The 6,538-nt window shown below is 73.4% G+C and carries 5 protein-coding genes and 1 pseudogene; 4 read left to right on the forward strand and 2 right to left on the reverse strand.

Annotated elements, in window-relative coordinates:
- The 4 genes and pseudogenes from AB0C69_RS35510 to AB0C69_RS35525 all read left to right on the forward strand — a co-directional run.
- Positions 1–195, forward strand: a pseudogene (locus AB0C69_RS35510) (ABC transporter ATP-binding protein); the annotation flags it as partial.
- Positions 195–2,201, forward strand: a complete 2,007-nt coding sequence (locus AB0C69_RS35515; RefSeq protein ID WP_360359674.1) for an FtsX-like permease family protein — start codon at positions 195–197, stop codon at positions 2,199–2,201. The pseudogene AB0C69_RS35510 and the gene AB0C69_RS35515, both read left to right, overlap by 1 nt.
- Positions 2,202–2,368: 167 nt before the next feature.
- Positions 2,369–2,575, forward strand: coding sequence for a hypothetical protein (locus tag AB0C69_RS35520; RefSeq protein ID WP_345175807.1), 207 nt, complete (start codon positions 2,369–2,371; stop codon positions 2,573–2,575).
- Between the two features lie 145 nt (positions 2,576–2,720).
- A complete protein-coding gene (locus tag AB0C69_RS35525; protein WP_360359677.1) occupies positions 2,721–3,521 on the forward strand; it encodes a methyltransferase domain-containing protein in 801 nt (266 codons plus the stop codon).
- Between the two features lie 19 nt (positions 3,522–3,540).
- Here AB0C69_RS35525 and AB0C69_RS35530 read toward each other — a convergent pair whose 3' ends face one another.
- Complete coding sequence (locus AB0C69_RS35530; protein ID WP_360359680.1) at positions 3,541–5,247, reverse strand: acetolactate synthase large subunit; 1,707 nt, start codon at positions 5,245–5,247, stop codon at positions 3,541–3,543.
- Between the two features lie 97 nt (positions 5,248–5,344).
- Entirely contained in the window at positions 5,345–6,364 is a 1,020-nt protein-coding gene (locus AB0C69_RS35535) for an LLM class F420-dependent oxidoreductase (RefSeq protein WP_345175801.1), read from the reverse strand.
- Positions 6,365–6,538: the final 174 nt, after the last annotated feature.

The following is a 6,538-nucleotide window of genomic DNA, read 5'->3' on the forward strand; positions in this document are numbered from 1 at the left end:
TTCGCCGACGAGCCGACCGGCGCGCTCGACCAGGCGACCGGCCACGAGACCATGCGGCTGCTCGTGGACGCCACCAAGCACAACGGCGCGTCCCTGGTCGTCGTCACCCACGACCCTTCGGTTGCGGCCTGGTGCGACCGCGTCGTGGAGGTCCGCGACGGCCGCGTCCGGCCGCCCCTGGAGAGGACGGCCTGATGCGCACGGCGGTGGAACTCTCCTGGCGCCTGCTGCGGGGCGGCGGCCGGAACGACGTGCTGGGCTCGCTCCTGACCCTCGCCGCCGTGGCCGTCTCGACGGGGCTCCTGCTGTTCGCGGTGGGCGCCGACCACGCGTTCCTCCAGCGCGCGCACGCCGACGCCTGGCGGCATCCGGGGAGGCCGGCCGCGAACCCCTCCATGATCGAGGCGCTGTCGACCGACTACGTCCGGGGCCGGCCGATCAGGGTCGTCGACCTGGCCGCGCTGGAGGGCGACGCCCCCGTCCCGCCCGGCATGCCCCGCTTTCCGAAGCCGGGCGAGGTGTGGACGTCGCCCGCCCTGGCCCGCCTGATGCGGGACCTGCCCGCCGACCGGCTCGCCCAGCGGTTCCCGTCCCGGGCGGGGACCCTCGGACGCGACGCGCTCGTCCATCCCGGAGAGCTCGTCGCGGTGGTCGGGCGCGCCCCGGACGATCCCGCCATGACCGCCCGCCGGGGCGCCGCCGACCACCTCGGGACGACCGGCGGCCCGTCGCGCGTCGACCGGTTCGCAACCGGCGCGTCCTGGTCGGCGGGCGTCTACCTGCTGCTGGCGGGCCTGGCGTCGGTGCTGATGGTCGTTCCGCTGCTGGTGTTCGGCGGCGCCGCGGCCCGGCTCACCGTGGCCCGCCGCGACGGCAGGCTCGCGGCGCTGCGGCTGGTCGGCGCCACTCCCGGCCAGGTCGTCGCGATCACCGTGACCGAGGCCGTGCTGACGGCCGCCGCGGGCGCGGCGGCCGGGCTCGTGCTCTACGCGGGGGCGGTCCCGCCGCTCACCCGGGTCACGATCGCGGGCGGCGGCTGGTTCGCCGGTGAGCTGTGGCCGAGCCCGCCCGTCCTCGTGGGCCTGCTCCTGGCGGTGCCCGTGCTCGTCGGCGCCAGCGCCGTCGCCGGCCTGCGCCGCGTGGTCGTCAGCCCGCTCGGCGTCGCGCGCCGCGAGACCCCGCCCGGCATGCGGGCCGTCCGGATCGTCGCGCTGCTCGCCGTCGTGACCGCCTTCGGGGCGGTGGGCGGCGGCCTGGTCGACATGGGCCGGGCGGGCGTGATCGTCCTGATGGTCTTCCTCGTCCTGGCCTTCCTCGCGATCAACTTCGCGGGCCCGTGGGTGGTGGCGATCATCGGCCGCGTGGCGGTCGGGACGGCGCGCGGCCCGGCCCGGCTGCTGGCCGGGCGCCGCCTCGTGGACGACCCGCGCTCGGCCTGGCGGACGGTCGCCGGCGTCGCGCTGACCGGCTTCGTCGCCGGGTTCCTCGCCCTGCTGAACGCGCACCCGTCCGCCGGTGAGCCGCGGGACGAGCTGAGACTGGCCGTCCCGTACGAGCGGTCCGCCGCCGTCGCCGAACGGGCGGAGGGCAGGCTCGCCGGTCTCGACGCGGGAGTGTCGGTGCGCCGGATCGGGACCGGGAACGTCCCGCCCGCCCCCGGCGCCCGCGCCGCCGCGACCGGCGTCGTGACGGTCACCGTCCGCGGCGGGCCCGCCGCGGTCGACCGGGCCCGCACGGCGCTGACCGGGCTCGTCCCGGGCAGGGTCGCCACGACGCCGGCCGACGACGAGGTGACCGGCGACTTCCTGGTGGCCGACCTGCGCACCGGCGCGCTGGTCGTCCTCGCCGTCTCGTTCCTGGTGGGGATCACCAGTGCGGGGATCACCGGGGCGTCCGCCGTCCTGGACCGCAGGCGGACGTACGCGATGCTGCGCCTGGCGGGCACGCCCCTGTCCGTCCTGGACCGGGCGCGCCGCCAGGAGACGCTGATCCCGCTCGCCGTCATGGGCGGCGGCTCGCTGCTGACCGGCATCCTCTTCGGGCTGCCGTTCGCCCAGGGGGTCGGGCTCTCCGGCCTGGCCGGGCTCGCGGGGTTCGTCGTCCTCGGCTTCGGCGGCGTCCTCGGCGCGAGCGCGCTGAGCCGTCCACTGTTGCGCTCCGTGACCGCCGGCCCTTCCCCGCGCCCCGACCAGATCGAATAAGGGTTCGAGAATGTCAGACCCTCCGCGTAGCGTTGACCTTGTGATTCGGAAGACATCGGGAACAGATGTCGAACCAGATCGCTTTCAACGACGTACCTAGGGGTATGTGACAGACGGTGGCGCTCGCACAGGCGCGGCCCCACCGGGCGAAGGAAGGGGCGTTGGCAGTGAGCGCAGCGACCGGCACGTTCCATCTCACCCAGCCGCGGCTTGACGGGCCCGCCGAGCGGACCGTCGTGGAGCCGTGGCTCACCGAGCTCTCCCATGCGACGCTGAACGGCTACGCCGAGACCGCGCCCCCGCTCGCGGCGGTCGAGGCCCTGCCGATGCGTCCGCAGCCCCTGCCCGTCCGCCGCGTCGCCGTGGCGGCCTGACGCACACCCACCCGGAAAGGGATCGGGGCCGATGCCCCGGTCCCTTTTCTCATGCCTTCACGTCTCGCATGTTGATACACATTTCTCAAATTCTGAGAAGCGGTCGTACGGTGGAGGGACGCCGGACACAGAGAGGTGATCCCCTATGACCGCGAAGGCGACCTACACCCACGGCCACCACGAGAGCGTCCTGAGCGCGCACCAGTGGCGCACGGTCGAGAACTCCGCCGCCTACCTGATCGAGCATCTGACCCCCGGGCTGTCGGTCCTGGACGTCGGCTGCGGGCCGGGCACCATCACCGCGGGGATCGCCGAACGCGTCGCGCCGGGCCGCGTGGTCGCCGCCGACTCGGCCGAGACCGTGCTGGACGAGGCCCGCAGGAACACCGCCTCGCTGGACAACGTCGAGTTCGCGGTGGCCGACGCCCACGCCCTGGAGCATCCCGACGGCACGTTCGACGTCGTCCACGCGCACCAGGTCCTGCAGCACGTCGGCGATCCCGTCCAGGCGCTGCGGGAGATGCGCCGCGTGGCGAGGCCCGGAGGGATCGTCGCCGTGCGCGAGGCCGACTTCGGCACCATGGCCTGGTACCCGGACCCGCCGGGCATGGACGCCTGGCTGCCGATCTACTACAAGGTCGCGCGCGGCAACGGCGGCGAGCCCGACGCCGGCCGCCGCCTCGTCTCCTGGGCGCGCGCCGCCGGGTTCACCGACGTCACCGCGTCCGCGTCGGCCTGGTGCTACGCCACCCCGCAGGAGCGCGAATGGTGGAGCGAGTCCTGGGGCGGCCGCCTGGTCAGGTCGTCCGTCGCCGAGCACGCCGTCGCCGGAGGCCACGCCACCCGCGCCGAGCTCCAGCGCGTCTACGAGGGCTGGAAGGCGTGGGCGGCGGCCGAGGACGGCTGGTACTCCGTCACCCACGGCGAGATCGTCTGCCGCGTCTGAGCGGCCGCGCCGCGCGGCGTCAGAACGGGCCGGTGAGGTCGCCGAGCTTGTCGGTCAGCGCCAGGTTGTGGGAGTAGTCGACCGGGACGGCGATGACGGAGACCGCGTCCTCGGCGAGGGCCTTGCGCAGCGTGGGCAGCAGCTCGGCGGCCGACTCGACGCGGTAGCCGCGGGCGCCGAAGCTCTCGGCGTACCGGACGAAGTCGGGGTTGCCGAACCTGATGTTGGAGCTGCGCCCGAGGTCGAGGTCCATCTTCCACTCGATCAGCCCGTAGGCGGAGTCGTCCCAGATCAGGACGGTGATGGGGATGTTCTCGCGGACGGCCGTCTCCAGCTCCTGGGAGTTCATCAGGAACGCGCCGTCCCCCGTCGCCGCCAGGACCCTGCGGTCCGGGTGCGCGAGCTTGGCGGCGATCGCGCCGGGGACGGAGAAGCCCATCGAGGACAGGCCGTTGGAGACCAGCAGCGTGTTCGGCTCGTAGGTCGGATACATGCGGGCCATCCACATCTTCACCGCGCCGGTGTCGGCCAGGACGATGTCGCCGCGGCGCATCGCGGCGCGGACGTCGGCGACGATGCGGCGGGGGGAGAGCGGGTAGCCGTCCTCGGTCGCGCCCTCGGCCAGCTCCTCCTGGAGCATCCGGCGGATCTTCTGGCCTGTCGAGCGGAGCTCGTCCGTTGAATGGTGGTGGGCGGGGGCTGGAGGACGGTCTGTCGCGTTCACGTCGAAGCGGCGGTGGACGGAGTCGGCGAGGGCGCGCAGCGACCGGGACACGTCCCCCTGGATGCCGACCTCGACCGGGTAGTGGTCGTCCACCTCGGCGGGCGACTGGTGGATGTGGATGATCTTCTTGTCCGCGTTCGGGTTGACCTTGACGGGGTCGAACTCCTGCAGCTCGTAGCCGACGGCGATCAGCACGTCCGCCTCGTCGAAGCCGAAGTTGACGTGGTCGTGGCGCATGAAGCCGACCGCGCCGAGGGCGTTGCGGTGGTCGTCGGGGAAGACGCCCTTGCCGTTGAAGGTGGTGGCGACCGGCAGGCCGAGGCGCTCGGAGAAGTACACGAGTGCGTCGCTCGCGCGGGCCCGGGTGGCGCCGTGGCCCGCCAGCACGATCGGCTGCCGCGCGAGCGCGATCACGTCGGCGGCGCGGGCGATCTGGGCCGCGGACGGCTCCTGCGGGCGCACGACGTTCACCGGCAGCGGCCCGAGGTCGGCGGAGACCTCGGCCGACTCGACGTCCTCCGGGATCGCCAGGTAGACGGCGCCGGGGCGCTCGGTCTGCGCCGTCTTGAACGCCTTGCGCACCATCTCGGGCAGCGCCTCCGCCCGCGGGGCCAGCTCCGACCACTTGGTGATCGGGCGGAACAGGGACACCAGGTCGACGATCTGGTGCGACTCCTTGTAGATCCGGTCCAGGCCGACCTGGGCGGAGATCGCGACGACGGGCGTGCTGTTGGTGGTGGCGTCCGCGACGCCGAGCTGGAGGTTGATCGCTCCCGGGCCGAGCGTGGCGGAGGCCACGCCCGCCTTCCCGGTGAGGCGGCCGTAGATCTCCGCCATGAACGCGGCGCCCTGCTCGTGCCGGACGAGGACGTAGCGGATCGGCGAGTCGTTCAGCGCGTCGACGAAATGGATGTTCTCCTCACCCGGGATGCCGAAGACGTACTCGACGCCCTCCGCCTCCAGGGTCCTGACGAGAAGCCGGGCGGCGTCCTGCGTGGACATCGTGCGTCCCATCTCCAGTCTGCGTCTTTCCTGGGTGCCTAACGTGCAGCACCCGGGTCCCTACCTCCATTCCGCGCGATGATGTGTCGTCGGTCTCTCAGGAGTCGGCCATCTCCTTGACGGCGCGCAGCGTCGGCTCGTCCCTCACTCCGGCGATCAGCAGGGTGGTGACCGGGCTGTCGCGCCACAGCCGCAGCCTCTCCTTGATCCGCCCGAGCGGGCCGAGGAGCGAGATCGCGTCGGCCAGCGCGTCCGGGACGGCCTTGATCGCCTCGTCCCGGCGGCCGCTCAGGAACAGCTCCTGGACGCGTGCCGCCTCCTCCGCGTAGCCGAGCCGGCCGATCAGGTCGAGGTGGAAGTTGCGGTCCTTGGCGCCCATCCCGCCGATGTAGAAGGCGAGCGGGATCTTGGCGAACTCCAGCGCGGACGCCAGGTCGTCGGTGACGATCGTGGTGACGGTCGCGGCGATCTCGAAGCCCTCCGGGCGCCCGGCCAGCGACCCGCCGAAGACGGGCTCGATCTGCTCGGGGTCGACGAACAGCGGCAGCCAGCCCTGCGCGACCTCGGCCGACAGCGCGACGTTCTTCGGGCCCTCCGCGCCCAGGTAGACGGGGATCTCCGGGCGCACGGGGTGGGCGATCGACTTCAGCGGCTTGCCGAGGCCCGACCCGCCGGGGTACGGCAGCGGGTAGTGCGGGCCCTCGCTGGTCACCGGCTCCTCGCGGCGCCACACCTGCCGGACGATGTCGAGGTACTCGCGGGTGCGGGCGAGCGGCTTCGGGAACGGCTGCCCGTACCAGCCCTCCACGACCTGGGGGCCGGACGCGCCGAGGCCGAGGATCACGCGCCCGCCCGACAGCGCGTCCAGGGTGAGGGCGTGCATCGCGGTGGCCGCGGGGGTCCGCGCCGACATCTGGACGACGGCCGTGCCCAGCTTGATCCGGGACGTGCGGGCGCCGTACCAGGCCAGCGTGGTGAACGCGTCCGAGCCGTACGCCTCGGCGGTGAACACCGAGTCGTAGCCGCAGCGCTCGGCGGCCAGGACCGTCTCGGTCTGGTCGTCGGGGTCGCGCTGCCAGTAGCCGACGTTGATGCCGAGCTTGAGTTCCGCGGTCACGTTGCACCCTCCGGTAGTCGACGCACCGGCGATACTAGAACACGTTCTATTTTCTCGGAAGGGGCGCCGGGGGCCGGGGAGGCCGCGGGACCGGGGGAGGTACGGCGACGGGGGGGGGGGGGAGCGCGCCCCCGGCCCCCCGGGGCGGGGCGTGCGCGAGCATTTTACGGCGGG

The organism is Actinomadura sp. NPDC048032 (genome assembly GCF_040653175.1).
In the GTDB taxonomy this organism is placed as follows: Bacteria; Actinomycetota; Actinomycetes; order Streptosporangiales; family Streptosporangiaceae; genus Spirillospora; species Spirillospora verrucosospora.